The organism is Agromyces sp. Y558 (assembly GCF_059445415.1).
In genome coordinates, this window is record NZ_JCAIUH010000001.1 from 2406783 (window position 1) to 2422424 (window position 15642).

A 15642-nucleotide genomic window follows, 5' to 3' on the forward strand; every position below is an offset into this window, starting at 1 on the left:
CGGTAGTCTGGCATGCGGCCGATCAGTGGCCCGCATCGAAGATCAATGGCCCGCATCGAAGATCAGTGGCCCGTATCGAAAGAGTACGACTTGTGAACCGATTCCGATCGCCCCTCATCGCGTTCGTGCCGTATCTGGTGTTCTCGGCGGCTCACCTCGTGCTGCTGTACCTCGGCCCGGCGTGGAGTGTGACGGCGACCAAGGCGCTGCTGATGCCGTTGCTCGCCTTGGCGGTGGTGCTCCTCGTGCGCCCGATTCGAGGCGCCGTGCCGATGCTGTTGGCCGGCATCGCGTTCTCCTGGGGCGGCGATGTGCTGCTCTCCTTCCCGGGCGACGGCTGGTTCGTGGCCGGGCTTGCTTCGTTCCTGTTCGCACACGTGGTCTACATCGTGCTCTTCCTGCGGATGCCCCGCGCCCGTCGCCACCCGCCGGTCTGGTCGTACGTGTACTGGGTGTGGATGATCGTCATGCTCGGCCTGCTGCTGCCGCATGCCGGCATACTCGCCGCGCCGATCGTGCTGTACGCGGCGGCCATCGGCATGATGGCGACCTGCGCGTCGATGCATGGGAAGTGGATCGCCCTCGGCGGCGCGTTCTTCGTCGTCTCGGATTCGGTGCTCGCCCTCGGGAGGTTCCTGCCCGGGTACGGGTTCGCCGCTCACGACCTCGTCGTCATGTCGACCTACCTGGCGGCTCAGGGCCTCATCGCGTGGGGCGTGGTGGCGGCGATTCGCGCGGACCGCGCCGCTGCGGATCCGTCGTCTCCTGCACGCGGTCGACGAGCTGACGCCACGGCCCCGTGAGCTGACGCTCGGCGAGCGTCGCCTCGTGCGGTGGGCAGCGGATGCGGTACACGAACCGGTCGGGCTCGGGCGGCAGCGGGGGCGGGTCGCCCCATGGGATCTCGTCGATGAGGATGTACCACTCGTCGGGGTCGGGCTGCTCGTCGACGCGAACCTCCCAGGTGAGCCTCAATCCGGCGAGGCCACCGCTGCGGGACACGATGACGTCCATGGGCCGATCGTACTCTCGCCGTCGCGCTACCTACTCCGTGGGTACCTCGATGCCGACCGCCGACCAGCCGCCCGCGACGGCGCGCTCTTCGGCACTGTCGCGTCCGTACCGATCACGTGCCGACCGCACCGTCTCGGCCGCGAACGTGGCGAAGTCGACGTCGACGGGCAGCCGGCCCGAGGTGAGTGCGTCGTACCAGATGCGCCCGACGTGCTCCCAGGCGAAGCCGCCGAGCTCGAGCGCAGCGAGCGCGAACGCTCGGTTCGGGATGCCGGAGTTCAGGTGCACGCCGCCATTGTCGTCGGAAGTCTCGATGTAGTCGCGCATGTGATCGGGCTGCGGGTCGCGGCCCAGCACGTCGTCGTCGTACGCGGTGCCCGGTTCGAGCATCGACCGCAGCGCCCGCCCTTGCACTTCGTCGGTGAAGATGCCCTCGCCGATCAACCAGCTCGCGGCTTCGGCGTCTTGACCGAGCGCGTACTGCTCGACGAGCGCGCCGAAGGCGTCGGAGACGTGCTCGTTGAGCGCCCCCGACTGCCCCTGATAGCGCAGCTTCGCCGTGTGCTCGGTGACCCCGTGGGCGAGCTCGTGGCCGATCACGCTCAGCGAATCGGTGAATCCGCGGAAGATCTCGCCGTCGCCGTCGCCGAACACCATGCGCTCGCCGTCCCAGAAGGCGTTGTCGTAGCGGTCGCCGAAGTGCACGGTCGCCTCGAGGGGCATGCCGGCGCCGTCGATCGAGTCGCGACCGAAGACCCGGTCGAACATGCGATGCGTATCGCCCAGGCCGTCGTAGGCGTCATCGACGGCTTCGTCGCCCGTTGCACGTTCGCCTTCGCGGCGCACGAGCCGACCGGGCAGCACCTCGCGACCCTCGGCGTCGGAGATGCGACGGTCGGGCATCGACGGGGCGTCTGGCAGCACGCTCGGGAGGTCGGGCATGGCCTCAGGGCCGAGTCGTGCCGAGGGCTCGCGCAGCAGGGCACGCCTCGCGGCCTCGGCCGCGAGCGGGAACCGTGGGCCGGCCGCCTGGGCGATGCGGTCGAGCAGGTAAGGGGGCACGATCTGCTGCATGGCTCGATGCTCGCACCTGCCGGCGACATCCGCGGGGCGCCGCGCCCGTAGGCTGGACGCGTGACCTCCGCCCCGCTCCTCGGCCTCCTGCTCGACGTCGACGGGCCCATCGCGAGTCCCGTGACGCGCTCGATCGCGATCCCGTCGATCGCTCGCGATCTCGCGGCGCTCGCCAACGCCGGCAACCCAGTGATATTCAACACAGGGCGCTCCGACACGTTCATCGCCGAGCAGGTCGTGCCGCCGCTCCTCGCCGCGGGGCTCGAGCCGGGCGCGCCCGTCTGGGCGATCTGCGAGAAAGGCGCGGTCTGGGCCGCGATCGACCTCGACGGACTCGGCGAGATCTTCGTCGACCTCGACCTCGCGATGCCTGCCGACTTCGCCGCCGATATGCGCGCGTACGTCGAGGCGCACTTCGTAGAGTTCGCGTTCTTCGACGACACCAAGCGCGCGATGGTGTCGGTCGAGCAGCACGTGCACGTGGCATCCGATGACTACCTCGCAGCCCGACCGCGCTTCGATGCGCACGCCGGCGCCGCACTCGCCGACCGCGGCTTCGGCACGATCCGTGAGGGCGACGAGCGACCGGATGCCGCGGGGCGCGTGCACTGGCGCATCGACCCGACGATCATCTCGACCGACGTCGAATCGGTGCGTCTCGGCAAGGACCTCGGGGCTGCACGCGCTGTCGAACTGCTCGAAGCACGAGGCATCCGACCGCAGCACTGGCGCACGATGGGCGACTCGCGCGGCGACTATCGCATGGCCGATTGGCTGCACGGGCGCGGCGAGCGCGTGCGGCACGTCGACGTGCGCCCAGCCGAGGGCATCCCGGCCACGGGGTATCCGGTGCTCACCGCGGGCGACCTCATCCACGACGAAGCCGGAGCCGTCTTCCTCACCCGCTGGGCCCGGGCATCGCGTCGCGGCGAGCTCGGCGACGACGAGTAGGGGACAGCGGATGTCGCGCATGAACGAGGACCAGGCGCCCGACGCCCGCGCCGCGGCATCCGATGGGCTGCCCGAACTGCGAACGCATCCGATCGCCCTCGTTCCGGCGCTCCTCGTGTGCGGTGCCGCGGTGTTGCTCTTCGGCTTCATGGTGCCGATCGCGGGTTACGCGATGCTCGCAGCGGGCCTCCTCGCCGCGTGGCTCTGCGACCGCTCGGGCCGCACCGAGCGGCTGCTCGCCGATCTCGCGCTCATCGCCGTCGGACAGGTCATCATCTCGACCGTCTCGCTCAAGGCCGACCTCAGCAATGAGGGAATGGTGCGGTTCGCGGTCGTGCTCGGGCTCGCCGTGCTCGTGCCGTACGTCATCTCGCGATTCGTCTATCGCGAGCACGTGATCCGCTTCCCGTGGCGCACCGGGCGGCGCTGGAACCGCACGCAGTGGCTCTACCTGATCTTCGTGACGCTCGCGGGCTGGCTCATTCTGCCGTTCTACTTCATCACCTCGGGTGTCTACGAGAACTGGCCGACCGTGACCGAGCCCGACACGATCGCGCGCCTGTTCGTCGGCGTCGCCGCCGTCGGCACGTGGGACGAGCTCTTCTTCGTTTGCACGGTCTTCGTGCTGCTGCGACGGCACTTCCCGTCGTGGCAGGCGAACCTGCTGCAGTCGATCGTGTTCGTGTCGTTCCTGTGGGAGCTCGGCTACCAGTCGTGGGGGCCGCTGCTCACCATCCCGTTCGCGTTGATCCAGGGCTATACGTTCAAGCTCACGAAGTCGCTCACGTACGTGTTCGTCGTGCACATGCTCTTCGACGCAGTTGTCTTCGCCGTCATCGTCTACGCGCACACGGGGTGGCCGGCGATCTTCCTGCTGGCGCCGTAGGGCAACGAGTCCGGCGATCTTGCTGTTCGCACTGTCACGGCGCGCGAACGACGGGCGGTGTGACCCGCGAACTTTGCGCGACGAACGGCGCGACGAGTGAACGGCGCTCGATGAGTGAATGCTGCGCGATGAGTGAACGCTGCGCGATCGAACCGTGCGCGAATGAGGCACAGCGCGACAAATGATCAGAACGGTGCTTCGTTCGAGTATCGAAGCACAAGTGCTGCGAACTCCTCATCACAGCTCTGCTGCGGATCGGCGCTCCGCTGCGGATCGATACCTCCGTGCGGATCGATACCTCCGTGCGGATCGGCGCTCTGCTGCGCCGCAGTGTTCAGTGGGTTCAGTGGTTTCGGATGGTCTGGCGGTGGATCGGGCGGTGCGACCCCCTCGCCCGCCCCGACCGACATGAACGGCCGTTCGGGCTGCGTGCGCAAGAGGTGCCCGGCCGGCGAGGTCCAGCGCAGGACCCCGCCGGGTTCGTGCACGACGCGCCATTCACTCTCATGCTTCAAGCGGTGATGGTGGCGACACAGCGCCGCGAGGTTCGACGCCTCGGTCTTGCCGCCGTGCGCCCACGCACGAGTGTGGTCGAGGTCGGTGAGGTCGGCGCGGCGTGAGCAGCCCGGGAACCGGCAGCCGCCGTCACGCGAACGCACGAAGCCGTCGAGGTCGGCGGGCGCCCGGTAGTGTTCGCGGCCGTAGCTGAGCACCGCGCCGGTCTCGGGGTGCACGAGGATGCGTCGCATCGAGGGCGCGTGCGCTGCGAGCCGCCGAGCAGTATCGGCGTCGATGGGACCGTAGCCCTCGAGGTCGGCCGGCTCGTCGGAGAGCCCGAGCAGCGTCAGCACCGGCACCGTGACGTTGATGCGCGGCTGCACACTGCCGGTCGCAGCTGCGCCGGAACGGGTGCGCTCGTCGTCGGCCAGCGTGCCGCCGAGCAGGAGATCGGCCGCGAGATCGGCGGCGCGCTGAGCCGTCGTTCGCAGGTCGGCGGTGCAGGAGCGGGTCGTGCGAACATCGCCGGATGCATCGCGCGCCGCGAGCGCGTCGAGCCGGTGCTTGATCGCGAGCGCACGCTCGGCTTCGAGGAGCACGCTCAGCCACGCCATGCCATCTGGCGCCGGGTCGACGCACACCCGCCGTTCGTCGACGGCACGCACCCGCCGTGCGGCCAACGCCTCGGGGTGCAAGCGCTCGGCCGCCCTGCGCATGCGTCGACGCACATCGGCGTTCGTCGAGACCGTGCCGTCGGCCGCCGCAGCGGTGGCAGCATCGAGGGCCACCTGTTCGACCGCGTCGGCGACGTCAGGCGGCAGTGCCCGGGTGAGCTCGAGTACTGATCGCACCTGCGTCAGGCCGAGGTCGCCGCGCTCGAGCGCAGTGAGGGTCGCCCAGCGCGGGCCGGTCAGCCGGTCGGCCTCGTCGACCAGTCGGGCTGCGGATGCCTCGTGCTGACCGAGCGTCGTCGCGAGTTCGGCGACGAACGAGCGTTCGGCGAGGTCGCGCTGCGACGCGCTGCTCGCCGCGGTCACGCCCTCGACCTCTGCAGCGAGTTCACGAGCGCGCCCGATGCGCCGGAACTGGTCGGCCTGGATCTGCCGGATCATGCCGTCGAACGCCGAGATCGCCGCAAGCTCGAAGGCCAACGCCGTCTCTGACGGTGCGATCGCGGTGGCTGGCATGTCTTCATTCAACCAGCACCCACCGACATCGAGATCTACATGAAAGCGCTGATCATTCTACAATTTCTGAGGATGCGTCACTCTCGACGAGCCAGCTCGACCCACCTCGAACCAGGATGATGTCCGAGTCCGGCAGCCTCGAACGGACCACGGTTGGCGCCGGCACGACGCGCACGATCAGTGTGCGATCTGCGTCCTGAACTGGCGCCGTATGGCTCATGCGCTGCGGTCGACCGATGCCCCGTGCTCGGCGAGCCACTCCAGCAGCACGGTCGCGTGGTTGACCTCCTCGTCGCGCGCCCCGAAAAGCAGAGTCACCCGCTCGTGCTCGCCGCCCAGGGCGATGAGCTCCCGCGCCGCCTCGTTCTCGTCGAGTTCGCGCCGATAGCGCTCGGCGAACTCGTCGAACCGTTCGCGGTTGTGATGCCACTCGGCGCGGAGTTCGGGGGAGGGCGCGACCTCCTGGTCCCACAGGTCGAGCTCGGCGCGCTCTTTGCTCACGCCGCGCGGCCAGAGCCGATCGACCAATACTCGATAGCCGTCGGATGCCTCCGCCGCGTCGTAGACCCGTTTGATGACGAACCCCATGGGGCCAGTCTGCCCCGGGGCGTCCGTTCTGCCAAGCACCCGCGTTCGGCGTGCGTCGGTGTGCGCGCTGTCAGCCCTTGCGGCGGCCGCGCACCCCGTAGGCGATGAGCCCGATGCCGAGGAGCGCAATGATCGGCCCGAGAACTGCCCACACGGTGGAGCCCGTCATCTGGCTGCCGCCGATCACGCCGAACCCCTGCAGCATGAAGACCACGCCCATGACGGCGACGATCGCGCCGATGACGACGGGGAGGATCCGCATGCGGGCAGCTTCGCGCACCTCGCGTCCGGCCGCAAGCATCCGCCGCGCAGAGTCGGGTCTCGCTCTCCTCGGAGCACCCGTTGTGCGAGGGGAGGGACGCCGTGCCGATGCGTGCGATCGTGCTCGACCGGTACGGCCCGCCCGAGCGCGTCATGCGGCTCGCCGATGTCCCGGAGCCAGTGCCGGCGGCCGGCGAGGTCGCGGTGCGGGTCGCCGCGGTGTCGCTCAACTCTTGGGATGTCGACCTCGCCATCGGCGCAACGCTCGTGCGCCTCGCGGCGCCGTTCCGTCCGAAGCATCGAGTGATCGGCTCGGATGTCTCGGGCGCGGTCGTCGCCGTTGGCCCCGGCACGAGCCGGCATCGGGTGGGCGATGCCGTCTTCGGCGAACTCTCGGCGTCGGGCTGGGGCGGCTTCGCCGAGTTCGTGGTTGCGCCTGAGGAGGCCCTCGTTTCGAGGCCGCCCAGACTCGACGATCTCACCGCCGCCGCACTTCCGCAGGCCGCGAGCATGGCATGGCAGGCGCTCGGCGGCGCAGGCGCGATCGCTCAGAACGGCGCGCTGGGCGGGCGACGCGTGCTCATCGTCGGCGCCGGCGGGGGAGTCGGCACGTTCGCGATCCAGCTCGCGGCGCGCGCTGGGGCGCATGTGACGGCGGTCGAGCGCGCGGCGTGGAAGTTCGACGCGCTCGTCGAACTCGGTGCGGACGTCGTCGGTACGGGTATCGACGGAGCGGGCATCGAGGGCGCGGCGACGTCACCCGAGCCCTACGATCTCGTGCTCGACGTGGTGGGCGCATTGCCGCCCTCGCGGTCGCGCGAGCTGCTCGCCGACGGCGGGCGTGCCGTCGCCATCGGTGGGAGTCCTAGCCGCATCATGCAGGTGCTCCTCGCGAGCGCGCGCGGCCGCCGGAATGCCGCCGCCGGCCATGTCGGGTTGCTTGCTGCGGTCCCGAACCGCGACTTGTCCGAACTCGCCGCGCTGGCCGTCGCCGGCGAGCTGCGGGCGATCCTTGACGGCCCGCACCCGCTCGAACAGGTACCGCGTCACCTCGAGCGGCTCCGCGCCGGCGAGGTGCTCGGCAAGGTGGTCATCGCGCTCGGCTGATGTCGGCGCGAACCCGCGTCGTGGTGGCGCCAACCGCGGGGATCAGAGCTCGCGCAGGACCTCTGCGCGCTTCGACGAGTATTCGGACTCCGAAATCAAGCCCTCCGCGCGCAGCCGGCCGAGCTCGCCGAGCCGCGCGCTCGCGGCCGACTGCTGCGGCGCCGCGACCTCGATCACCGCTGTCGTGCCAGACTTCACCGCCCACCAGATGAGCAGCAGGACGCCGACCACGATTGCTACGAACAACACGATGAGTGGAGCACCAGCACGTCGAGCCGCACGGGCGGCCACGCCGCATCCGCTCTGGTAGAGTATTGAGGTTGCCGTCATGACGGCCGCGCAGAAAGAGAGCCCAGGCATTCGGCCACGGGCAGCGCGCAACAAGGAGAAAGGGGATCCCATCTATGGCACTTGAAGCTGATGTCAAGAAGGCGATCATCGAAGAGTACGCGACGCACCCCGGTGACACTGGATCCCCCGAGGTTCAGATCGCGCTCCTCACGAAGCGAATCAAAGACCTCACCGAGCACCTGAAGGAGCACAAGCACGACCACCACTCGCGTCGTGGCCTGCTCCTCCTCGTCGGTCAGCGTCGTCGTCTGCTCGGCTACCTCGCCGATGTGGACATCAACCGCTACCGCAAGCTCATCGAGCGTCTCGGTCTGCGCCGCTAAGCAGAGTAGTCTCTGCGGCTCTCGCTGATACCGCGAACTTCTTCGAACGGGTCGTCACCTCAGGGTGGCGGCCCGTTTCGCGTGTCGCGGCTACACGCCGACGCGCGCGCGGTGCGCCCGCGCGGCCATGCGGTTGCCGCAGCGGGTGCTGCAGAATCGGCGCGACGCGTTCTTCGACAGGTCGACGAAGATCCCGGCGCAGTCGTCGGCGTCGCAGCCGCGCAGGCGGTTCGTCTCGCCGGCACGGATGACGTCGACGAACGCCATCGCGGCCTCGACGAGGATGCGTTCGGTCAGCGGCGCGTCTTGCGAGGTCGCATGGATGTGCCAGTCGAGGTCGTCGTGCCGAACCAATCGGGGCAGGGCGTTCGCCTCGGCGAGGATCGCGTTCACCTCGGTCACGGCCTCGTCTCGGTCGATGCGCCAGAGCGTGCGCAGGCGATCGCGCGCCGCCGCGATGTCGGCGACCTCGCGGGCGTCGCCGTCGCGGCGGCCCGAGTACCCCCACGCATCGAGGATCGCTGCCAATTGTCCGGGCGTGGAGAGCTCGTCGGTACCCGAATCGGATGCCTCGGGCACGGTGTCGGCGAGCGCGGCGACGAAGTTGAGCGCAGCCGTCGTGTCATCGGTGAAAATCATTTGACTCCTGATATTCGTCTCCGGTATTGTCACGAGCATAACGTCGTTCGGTCATGACGAGGCCCGACGCCCCGACAAACCAAGGAGACGGTGATGCGCGGTTCGCGGGGCATCCTCGGCATCGTTCTCGGCCTCGGCGCCGGGCTCGCATTCGGCGCGGGCGGCGCGGTGGTGAAACCGCTCCTCGAGTCGGGTTGGTCGCCCGGCGCGGCGGTCTTCGCGCGCATCAGCGTCGCCGCGCTCGTGCTCATCGTTCCGGGCCTCATCGCCCTGCGCTTCGACCTCCGGCCACTGTGGCGCGCCCGCTGGACGGTGCTCGCATACTCGCTCATCGCCGTCGTCGGCACCCAGGTGGCGTTCTACGCGTCGATCGCGCTCATTCCCGTGAGCACGGCCCTGCTCATCGAGTACCTCGCGCCCGTCGCGCTCGTGCTCTTCGCCTGGGCGCGGCAGCGCCGTGCGCCGCAGCTCGTCGTGATCGCAGGGTCGGTGCTCGCGATCGCCGGCCTCGTGCTCGTCGTCGGGCCGGGAGGTGGCGGGCTCGACGTCGTCGGCCTGCTGCTCGCGGGCCTCGCGATGGTCGGCGTCTGCGTCTACTACGTGCTGGGCGAGCGAGCGGATGCCTCGGTGCCGCCGATCGCCCTCGCAGCGAGCGGCTTCGTGGTCGGTGCCATCGCGCTCGGCGCGGTCGGGGCGATCGGCATCGTGCCGTACACGGCGACCTTCGTCGACGTGCCGTACCTCGGCGCGATCGCACCGTGGTGGGCGCCGGTACTCACGGTCGGCGTCGTCTCGACCGCCTTCGCCTACGTCGCAGGCATCAGCGCGATCCGGCTGCTCGGCACCCGGCTTTCGTCGTTCCTCGGTCTCTCCGAGGTGATCTTCGCCGCGATCGTCGCGTGGTTCGTGCTCGGCGAAGCGGTCGGCCCGCTGCAGGGGCTCGGCGGGCTGCTCATCCTCGGCGGCATCGTGCTGGTGCGGTTCGAGCGGCCGCGCGATGCCGCGGCGACCGCCCTCGACATCGACCTCGTGCCGGTTCCGGCAGAAGGCCGCCATGAGTAGAGACAGGTACTCGTGGGTTGAGGAGGGAGCGCAGCGAGTGTCGCGAAACCTGCTTGCTGAATCGTTGGGGTTTCGAGACGGCGCTGGCGTGCCTCCTCAACCCGCAGTTGCCGCGCGCCGTAACACTCGGTTCGGCAGGCGTAGCGTCGAGCCATGACACGTGCGGACTGGACCCATCTCGCCGACTCGACCCAGGCGGTGCACGCCGGCAATGCCGTCGACGGCGGCTCCGGGGCCATCCGCACCCCGATCGTGATGGCGAACTCCTACGCCTTGCCCGACGATCCGTCGACGATGAGCTGGTCGGGCACCGAGGCGCCGCTCTACACGCGCAATTCGGGTGCGAACCAGATCGGCCTGCAGCGCAAACTCGCGATCCTCGAGCACGGTGAAGACGCGGTGGTGCTCGCGAGCGGCGTCGCGGCGCTGCACGCGGTGTTCTTCACATTCCTGAAGTCGGGCGACCACGTCGTCGTGTCGGATGTCTCGTACGAGGCGACCTTCCGGCTGTTCACCGAGCTGCTGCCCGACAAGTACGGCATCCACGCCGATTTCGTCGATACGAGCGACCTCTCAGCGGTGCGCGCTGCCGTGCGACCGAACACCCGGCTCGTGCACATCGAGGCGATCGCGAACCCGACGACGAAGGTGACGGATGTCGCGAGCGTCGCGGCCATCGCGCACGAGGCCGGTGCGCTGCTCAGCGTCGACTCGACGTTCACCCCGCCGCCGTTCTTCCGGCCGCTCGACCACGGCGCCGACCTCTCGGTGCACTCGCTCACGAAGTACATCAACGGGCATGGCGATGCCATGGGCGGGGCGGTCATCGGCCGTCGCGAGCTCGTCGCCGAGCTGAAGGCCGATGCGATGGTCGACGTCGGCGGGGTCATCAGCCCGTTCAACGCGTGGCTCATCATGCGCGGATCCGTGACGCTGCCGCTGCGCCTGCGCCAGACGTTCACGACCGCCCTGCTCGTGGCGGAGGCACTCGACGCGGACTCGCGCATCGCGTTCGTCGCGTATCCCGGTCTGTCGGGGCATCCGCAGCACGAACTGGCGACCGCGCAGTTCGGCGGAGCCTTCGGCGGCGTGATGTCGTTCGCCGTCGACGGCGGCCCTGAGGTGCAGAATGCGTTCGTCGCGGCCCTGCGCATCGTGACGTCGGCGGTCTCGCTCGGGCACGACGAGTCGCTCATCGTGCACGTCGGCACGACGGGGCCGCGAGTCGCGTTCTACCCCGAGGGGTTCAAGCGCTACGGGCACCTGCGATTCTCGATCGGGCTCGAGGATGCCGACGATCTGATCGACGATCTGCGGCAGGCGCTCGACGCCGCAGTGGGCCCGATCGCGGGCTGAGGCCTGGCCGGTGCCGCGGCGTTGCCTAGACTCGGATCATGCGTTTCGGCATCGTCATCCTTCCGCAGCACGACTGGCCCGAGGCCGCCCGCTACTGGCGCGGCGCCGAGGAACTCGGCTTCGATCACGCCTGGACCTACGACCACCTCTCGTGGCGTGGCCTCGCCGGAGAGCGCTGGCATGCGACCGTGCCGACGCTCACCGCGGCGGCGATGGTCACCGAGCGCATCCGGCTCGGTACCTTCGTGGCGAGCCCGAACTTCCGGCACCCGGTGCCGTTCGCGAAGGATGTCGCGACACTCGACCAGATCTCGGGCGGCCGACTGCTGCTCGGCGTCGGCTCGGGCGGCACCGGGTTCGACGCGTACGTGCTCGGCCAGCCCGAGTACTCTCCGCGGCAGCGCTTCGAGCGGTTCGTCGAGTTCACCGAGGCGCTCGACGTGCTGCTGCGCTTCGAGCGGCCGGGATCGGAGGGCATCTCGTTCGAGGGCGAGTGGTTCACGGCTTCGGGCGCCCGCATGGTCGGCGAGCCGGCGCAGCATCCGCGCATGCCGCTGCACCTGGCGGCCGAAGGCCCGAAGGGGCTCGAGTTCGCGGCGCGACTCGGTGACGGCTGGGTGACGACCGGCGGGAGTGTCGACGACACCGAAGCCTGGTGGCGGCGCCTCGCCGAGCTGAGTTCACGTCTCGATGAAGCCTGCGCGAATGTCGGGCGCGACGCGTCGAGCCTCGACCGCACTCTCTCACTCGACTCGGAGTCGCTGTACAGCCTGTCGAGCGTGGCCGCCTTCGAAGACGCCGTGAGACGAGCGGCCGAACTCGGATTCACCGACGTCGTGGCCCACTGGCCGCGCGAGCAGGGCCTCTACGTCGGCGACGAGTCGGTGCTCGACGAGGTGGCGCAGCTCATGCCGAGCCTGCGCTGAGCGTGTCGCCGCGGCATCCGTCGCGATAGCCTGATTCTCATGCCTGCGCCCCGTTCGAAGCCGTTGCTCGCTTGGGAGCCGCTCCCGTATCTCGTCGTCCTCGTGCTGCTCCTCGCAACGGGCTTCGTGCGACCGGATGCCGCGCCGTGGCTGTTCTGGCCGTTCGTGCTGCTGATCGTGGCGGCGGTCGCGTGGCTGGTCGCCGGTCTCGTGCGCGGGTCCCGGCGGACGAACCCCGACCAGTGGGGAGACCTCACGACGCTCGATGGCATCGAACTCGTCGACGCGCCGCGGGTCGAGCGCGAGGTGCGAGCCGTCACACCCGTCGCCGACACGCACCGCCATCAACCGGCGATCGAGTTGGCACGCCTGCATGGTGGTCCGGAGCAGCACGCAGTGCTCGTGCCTCGAGCGAACCGCTGGCTCTCGCGGCGCTACCGCATCGGAGTGCAGCTCGTCGGCGGCGACCGACCCCGCCACGCAGGGTTCCTCGATGGGGCCGCCGATGAGCGGTGGCGCGACCGGGTCGACGGCCTGCTGGTGCGCGGCCGGTATGTGCGAGTGCCCGCGCTCGTGATCGGGGACTCGCGCCCCTACAAAGTCGAACTCGACCTCAGCGGGCTCGAGCACTTCGGGGATGCCCCGACGGACTGAGCCTGCCAAAGCTGTTCAGGCCGAGGCTTCCTCGGCCTCCTGCTTGGCGAGGTCGGCGCGCACCTGCTCCATGTCGAGTGCTCGCACCTGCGAGACGAGCTCGTCGAGCATCGGCCGGGGCAGTGCACCGGCCTGCGCGAACACGCCGATGCCGTCTTTGAACGCCATGATCGTCGGAATCGATGTGATGTTCATCGCCGCGGCGAGCTGCTGCTGTTCTTCGGTGTCGACCTTCGCGAAGGTGAGGTCGGGGTTCGACTCGGATGCCGCGTCGTAGTGCGGCGCGAACTGCAGGCACGGGCCGCACCACCCCGCCCAGAAATCGACGAAGACGGTGCCGCCCTCGAGGATCGTCTTCTCGAAGTCGTCGAGGGTGAGTGCAACGGTTGCCATGCCTCCAGCCTAAACGCGCTCGCTGTGCCCGCGCTCGATGTTCGCTCTGCGCGGCCTGTGCGCGACATCTGCATCCGACCGCGAGACGCCGTCGGCGCCGCATGAGCTGAAGCGGGCCTCTCGAGCGGGTTGCGTGCGCAGGATCGGACGTCGCCGGTATCGTGAGGTCGTGGTCGCATTCGGAGGAGCGCTCGGTTCGTTCCGTCGGCGCGAGCCGGTTCCCAACGGGTCGTCGGATCCGGGAGTCGCGGTCGACGAAGCCCGCCTGCTCGATGAGGCGATCCCCGATATCGACTGGCGCGCATTCCCCGCCGGCACGGAGCACTCGAGCTTCGCTGCGCCGAGCGGGGCATTGGCACGGGTCGCGCTCGGGCCGGCGTCTGCACCGCGGATCGTGCTCGTGCCCGGGGCGACGGGCTCGAAGGAAGACTTCGTGCTGATGATGCCGCTCCTCGCGGCGGCGGGCTACCGAGTCGAGGCGTTCGACCTCGCCGGGCAGTACGAATCGTGGCGAGCGGGTCCATGGAACCTCGATCCGCCGCGCGCCCGCTACGACCAACGGCTCTTCCTCGACGACCTGCTCGCGGTGCTCGACGACGGGGCGGGCAGCGCCCATGTGCTCGGCTACAGCTTCGCCGGAACGCTCGCAGAGCTCGCCCTGCTCGAACGACCAGACCGATTCGCGAGTCTCACGTTGCTGAGCGCGCCGCCAGAGTCGGGCCAGGCGTTCCGCGGCGTCAAGCGCATCGGACAGATCAGCGGCTTCACGTCGCCGCGGCAGGGTGCAACGCTCATGTTGTGGGGCATCCGAAACAACCTCAACCGGGTGCCGCCACGACGGCTCGCGTTCGTGCGCGAACGATTCGCGCTGACCCGGCGAGCGAGCGTCGACGACATCATCGCGCTTATGATGCAGACGCCCGACGTGCGCGCGAGCCTCACCGCGGCGCCCGTACCCAAGCTCGTCGCCGTCGGCGAGCATGACCTCTGGCCACGCGCATTGCACGAACGATTCGCTCGCGAGATCGGCGCCCGTATCGCGGTGTACCCCACAGGGCACAGCCCATGCGAGACCGCGCCGCACCAGCTCGTGCGCGACATGCTCACCCTCTTCGCCGCGACCGACGCCACACCGTAGCTCCAGGGCGGCGGGGTGGGCCCGTGCGGCGGCGGGGCCGTGCGGCGGCAGCGCTGTCTTTCGACGGGCCCGCGATGCGAGTCACGCAGGGAGCGGCTTCTCACCGTCACCGTCGTGCTCGACCACGTCGAGGCTCGGCGGCTCAGCACCCTCGGACTCCCACACCCAGGCGGGCGCACGCCGTCGTTCAGCGCGGCGCGTCAGCGGCGGCCACTCTCGTGAACCGACCGACATCGTGTGGAACGCCATCCGCGCGCGACGGGCAAGACCGTCGAAGCTGTCGAACGGCCGTGCGGAGACCCCGACCAGGAGACGTCGGTCGCGCACGACCGTCATGCCGGGCCTCATCGACCAGGCGAGGTCGAGATCGTCGTGCACGTCGGCGCGGTCGCGGTGCACGATGCTTCGGAGCTCGTGCCAGGCGTCGGCGCGCATCGCGTAGTTCGAACCGAAGATCGGCGGATGACCGAGCAGTGGACCGATCACGGTGAAGTAGCCGCCGATATAGATGTTGCGGGCGATCCAGCGCACGACGGCATTGCCGCCGTAGAACGTGCCGCCGTTCGTCACCACGGTCGGTCGGTCGGGCTGCGTCATGCGCCATTCCACCTCGGCCAGCCAGTCCGGTGCGGGCACCGAATCGGCATCGAGGCGAGCGAGCAGTTCGCCGGATGCCGCGTCGAAGCCTGCGGCAGTCGCCGGCCAGATGCCGCGCAGCGGCTCGGTGACGACACGCGCGCCGGCCGCGCGAGCGACGTCGGCCGTGGCATCCGTCGACCCGTTGTCGACCACGATGATCTCGTCGGCGGGCCGCGTCTGCCCTTCGAGCGCTTCGAGGCAGGCTGCGAGGTAGCCCGCGTCGTTCAGGCTCGGAATGATGACCGAAATCGTGCCCATCTCGGCGAGTCTAGCCATCGCGTCGCGTCGTGACGCACGAATCGTGCGTGCTCGGACGAGTTTGCGATCGCGACGCCGGTGCTCACGTACGCGTACTCCACCGAAGACGTCAACGGGGTGAAGGGCAAGAAGCTGCCCTTCTAGTTCCTTCCCGGCCGGCCCGCAGGGCACGGCCGGCGGTGGCGGAGGCCACGAACACAGCCCCATCGACTGAGGCTGGCGATCGAGGGCGGGGGTGCCGAGTCGGCAACCCCGCCCTCGACGTGCGCGGAGCCGATCGATCGGGAATAGTGGGCGAGGGGCATCCGTTATTCAAAGTGTATGCAAAAGTATGCAT

19 protein-coding genes are annotated in these 15642 nt (G+C 69.4%); 10 read left to right on the forward strand and 9 right to left on the reverse strand.

The genetic code is table 11. The annotated features are described in order from the left end of the window. Positions 1 to 92 precede the first annotated feature (92 nt). Entirely contained in the window at positions 93 to 803 is a 711-nt protein-coding gene (locus AC1C2T_RS11200; protein ID WP_495385299.1) for a lysoplasmalogenase, read from the forward strand. Here AC1C2T_RS11200 and AC1C2T_RS11205 read toward each other — a convergent pair. Further along, a complete protein-coding gene (locus AC1C2T_RS11205) occupies positions 703 to 1014 on the reverse strand; it encodes a protealysin inhibitor emfourin (protein ID WP_495350591.1) in 312 nt (103 codons plus the stop codon). The genes AC1C2T_RS11200 and AC1C2T_RS11205 overlap by 101 nt on opposite strands. Before the next feature lie 30 nt (positions 1015 to 1044). Continuing rightward, a complete protein-coding gene (locus AC1C2T_RS11210; RefSeq protein WP_495362636.1) occupies positions 1045 to 2088 on the reverse strand; it encodes a M4 family metallopeptidase in 1044 nt (347 codons plus the stop codon). 60 nt (positions 2089 to 2148) lie between these two features. On the opposite strand from AC1C2T_RS11210, the gene AC1C2T_RS11215 reads away from it, so the two are divergent. Further along, positions 2149 to 3039, forward strand: coding sequence for a hypothetical protein (locus tag AC1C2T_RS11215; RefSeq protein WP_495385300.1), 891 nt, complete (start codon positions 2149 to 2151; stop codon positions 3037 to 3039). A 19-nt stretch (positions 3040 to 3058) separates the two neighbouring features. Continuing rightward, positions 3059 to 3925 carry a CPBP family intramembrane glutamic endopeptidase gene (locus AC1C2T_RS11220; RefSeq protein ID WP_495385301.1) on the forward strand — a complete coding sequence of 289 codons (867 nt, stop codon included), beginning with the start codon at positions 3059 to 3061 and terminating at the stop codon, positions 3923 to 3925. Between the two features lie 185 nt (positions 3926 to 4110). Here AC1C2T_RS11220 and AC1C2T_RS11225 read toward each other — a convergent pair whose 3' ends face one another. The 3 genes from AC1C2T_RS11225 to AC1C2T_RS11235 form a co-directional block, all read right to left on the reverse strand. After that, positions 4111 to 5610, reverse strand: coding sequence for an HNH endonuclease signature motif containing protein (locus AC1C2T_RS11225; RefSeq protein ID WP_495385302.1), 1500 nt, complete (start codon positions 5608 to 5610; stop codon positions 4111 to 4113). A 216-nt stretch (positions 5611 to 5826) separates the two neighbouring features. Next, positions 5827 to 6198: a DUF488 domain-containing protein gene (locus tag AC1C2T_RS11230; protein ID WP_495385303.1), complete on the reverse strand. Its 372-nt coding sequence runs from the start codon at positions 6196 to 6198 to the stop codon at positions 5827 to 5829. A gap of 70 nt (positions 6199 to 6268) precedes the next feature. After that, the gene (locus AC1C2T_RS11235; protein ID WP_495362642.1) at positions 6269 to 6460 is read right to left on the reverse strand and encodes a hypothetical protein; all 192 of its coding nucleotides are present in this window, start codon (positions 6458 to 6460) and stop codon (positions 6269 to 6271) included. Between the two features lie 107 nt (positions 6461 to 6567). Here AC1C2T_RS11235 and AC1C2T_RS11240 point away from each other — a divergent pair, with 107 nt between their 5' ends. Beyond that, complete coding sequence (locus tag AC1C2T_RS11240) at positions 6568 to 7566, forward strand: NAD(P)-dependent alcohol dehydrogenase (RefSeq protein ID WP_495385417.1); 999 nt, start codon at positions 6568 to 6570, stop codon at positions 7564 to 7566. Positions 7567 to 7608: 42 nt separating this feature from the next. Here AC1C2T_RS11240 and AC1C2T_RS11245 read toward each other — a convergent pair whose 3' ends face one another. Beyond that, on the reverse strand, positions 7609 to 7812 hold the full coding sequence (locus tag AC1C2T_RS11245; RefSeq protein WP_495385304.1) for an SHOCT domain-containing protein: 204 nt from the start codon (positions 7810 to 7812) through the stop codon (positions 7609 to 7611). Positions 7813 to 7970: 158 nt separating this feature from the next. On the opposite strand from AC1C2T_RS11245, the gene rpsO reads away from it, so the two are divergent. After that, on the forward strand, positions 7971 to 8240 hold the full coding sequence (rpsO, locus tag AC1C2T_RS11250; protein WP_056658110.1) for a 30S ribosomal protein S15: 270 nt from the start codon (positions 7971 to 7973) through the stop codon (positions 8238 to 8240). A 90-nt stretch (positions 8241 to 8330) separates the two neighbouring features. Here the strand turns inward: rpsO and AC1C2T_RS11255 are convergent, their stop codons facing one another. Further along, positions 8331 to 8879 (reverse strand): CGNR zinc finger domain-containing protein, encoded by a 549-nt coding sequence (locus AC1C2T_RS11255; RefSeq protein ID WP_495385305.1) that lies wholly within the window; start codon positions 8877 to 8879, stop codon positions 8331 to 8333. A gap of 93 nt (positions 8880 to 8972) precedes the next feature. Between AC1C2T_RS11255 and AC1C2T_RS11260 the strand changes: the two genes are divergently transcribed. The 4 genes from AC1C2T_RS11260 to AC1C2T_RS11275 all read left to right on the forward strand — a co-directional run bounded on the left by AC1C2T_RS11260 (position 8973) and on the right by AC1C2T_RS11275 (position 12877). Next, positions 8973 to 9941: an EamA family transporter gene (locus tag AC1C2T_RS11260; protein WP_495362645.1), complete on the forward strand. Its 969-nt coding sequence runs from the start codon at positions 8973 to 8975 to the stop codon at positions 9939 to 9941. Between the two features lie 153 nt (positions 9942 to 10094). After that, complete coding sequence (locus AC1C2T_RS11265) at positions 10095 to 11297, forward strand: trans-sulfuration enzyme family protein (protein WP_495385306.1); 1203 nt, start codon at positions 10095 to 10097, stop codon at positions 11295 to 11297. A 38-nt stretch (positions 11298 to 11335) separates the two neighbouring features. Beyond that, positions 11336 to 12223 (forward strand): LLM class flavin-dependent oxidoreductase, encoded by an 888-nt coding sequence (locus AC1C2T_RS11270; protein ID WP_495385307.1) that lies wholly within the window; start codon positions 11336 to 11338, stop codon positions 12221 to 12223. A gap of 39 nt (positions 12224 to 12262) precedes the next feature. Beyond that, entirely contained in the window at positions 12263 to 12877 is a 615-nt protein-coding gene (locus AC1C2T_RS11275; RefSeq protein WP_495385308.1) for a hypothetical protein, read from the forward strand. A gap of 15 nt (positions 12878 to 12892) precedes the next feature. Here the strand turns inward: AC1C2T_RS11275 and AC1C2T_RS11280 are convergent, their stop codons facing one another. Continuing rightward, the gene (locus AC1C2T_RS11280) at positions 12893 to 13270 is read right to left on the reverse strand and encodes a thioredoxin family protein (protein WP_495362649.1); all 378 of its coding nucleotides are present in this window, start codon (positions 13268 to 13270) and stop codon (positions 12893 to 12895) included. Positions 13271 to 13439: 169 nt separating this feature from the next. Here AC1C2T_RS11280 and AC1C2T_RS11285 point away from each other — a divergent pair, with 169 nt between their 5' ends. Next, positions 13440 to 14408, forward strand: a complete 969-nt coding sequence (locus tag AC1C2T_RS11285; protein WP_495362650.1) for an alpha/beta fold hydrolase — start codon at positions 13440 to 13442, stop codon at positions 14406 to 14408. 81 nt (positions 14409 to 14489) lie between these two features. Here AC1C2T_RS11285 and AC1C2T_RS11290 read toward each other — a convergent pair whose 3' ends face one another. Continuing rightward, on the reverse strand, positions 14490 to 15305 hold the full coding sequence (locus tag AC1C2T_RS11290) for a glycosyltransferase family 2 protein (protein ID WP_495385309.1): 816 nt from the start codon (positions 15303 to 15305) through the stop codon (positions 14490 to 14492). Between the last annotated feature and the right edge of the window lie 337 nt (positions 15306 to 15642).